Origin of the sequence: Pelistega indica (genome assembly GCF_000506865.1) — a bacterium.
Classification (GTDB): domain Bacteria; phylum Pseudomonadota; class Gammaproteobacteria; order Burkholderiales; family Burkholderiaceae_B; genus Taylorella; species Taylorella indica.
In genome coordinates, this window is the sequence record NZ_AYSV01000045.1 from 1 (window position 1) to 938 (window position 938).

General features: G+C 38.1%; 3 protein-coding genes. 1 reads left to right on the plus strand and 2 read right to left on the minus strand.

The genetic code is table 11. From position 1 onward, the window contains the following. Nucleotides 1-27: 27 nt before the first annotated feature. On the plus strand, nt 28-159 hold the full coding sequence (locus V757_RS29570; protein ID WP_261796462.1) for a hypothetical protein: 132 nt from the start codon (nt 28-30) through the stop codon (nt 157-159). Nucleotides 160-326: 167 nt separating this feature from the next. Here the strand turns inward: V757_RS29570 and V757_RS18250 are convergent, their stop codons facing one another. Further along, entirely contained in the window at nt 327-635 is a 309-nt protein-coding gene (locus V757_RS18250; RefSeq protein WP_023949860.1) for a BrnA antitoxin family protein, read from the minus strand. After that, the coding region (locus tag V757_RS18255) for a BrnT family toxin (protein WP_245586956.1) at nt 622-938 on the minus strand (317 nt) is incomplete at its 5' end. The genes V757_RS18255 and V757_RS18250, both read right to left, overlap by 14 nt.

The following is a 938-nucleotide window of genomic DNA, read 5'->3' on the forward strand; positions in this document are numbered from 1 at the left end:
GATAGTAGAAATTAGGTGTTGCCTTGATTGCCTCACGGTATTAATGGTTGTATTTATTGTGTCTCAGTGTATGCTCAACGATTTGAGCAATTAGCAAGGTGCAATGAAATTAGTGAGTATATCTATGATAATCCAGCAATGGCAAGTGATAGCGAGTGAGATAAAGCTATCATTCGATTAGTCACCGAATTGATAGAAAGTCCATCCTCATTTAGCGAAGCACGAAAATTCAGGAACTAAAAAACTTAGGGTTAGAAGATAATTGGTTGGGCTAATCGTTTGATGTTGAAGTTGGGAGAAGAGGTATATCCAGAGAAATCTTCTTTTTAAAGCTTTGATGGGTCATTGTGCAATAACCAGTCTTTTAATGCATTGTTCATTTTTGTTTGCCAACCCTTTCCTAGCGTACGAAAAGCAGTAACCACATCCGTGTCAAAGCGGACTGTGAGTTGTTGCTTTTGTCCTGATCCGATAGGACGACCACGGACTCGAATACGATAAGGCTTTATTTGGCTTAAACGAGCGAGGTTTTCCTCTGTGGGGTGGAATGTGTCAGGGTCAGCCATCGCTGCAGCAGTAATGGCAGCGTCTTCTTCGTCGGTTGGACTAATATGATTAGGTTTAAGTGGTGGCATATTTTTTTTCCTCACGTTTATTGGCTTTTCGTAAACTAATAACTCGAAACTTATTTGCACGATGTGTATAGATAATGACATAGAGACGTTCTCGTATATATCCGATACATAGGTGTCGAATTTCAAAATAGTCCATACGTTTATCTGGCCAACAAAGTGCAGTTTCCCAATCAAAGTTCACTGCTTCTGTTAGATAAATACCGTGCTTTTCAAAATTTTGGATGTTTTTTTGATGGTCATATTCTATCTCGTCAAGTGTAATCATGATGACTATCTTAATTATTGTAGTTATAAAAATAAATT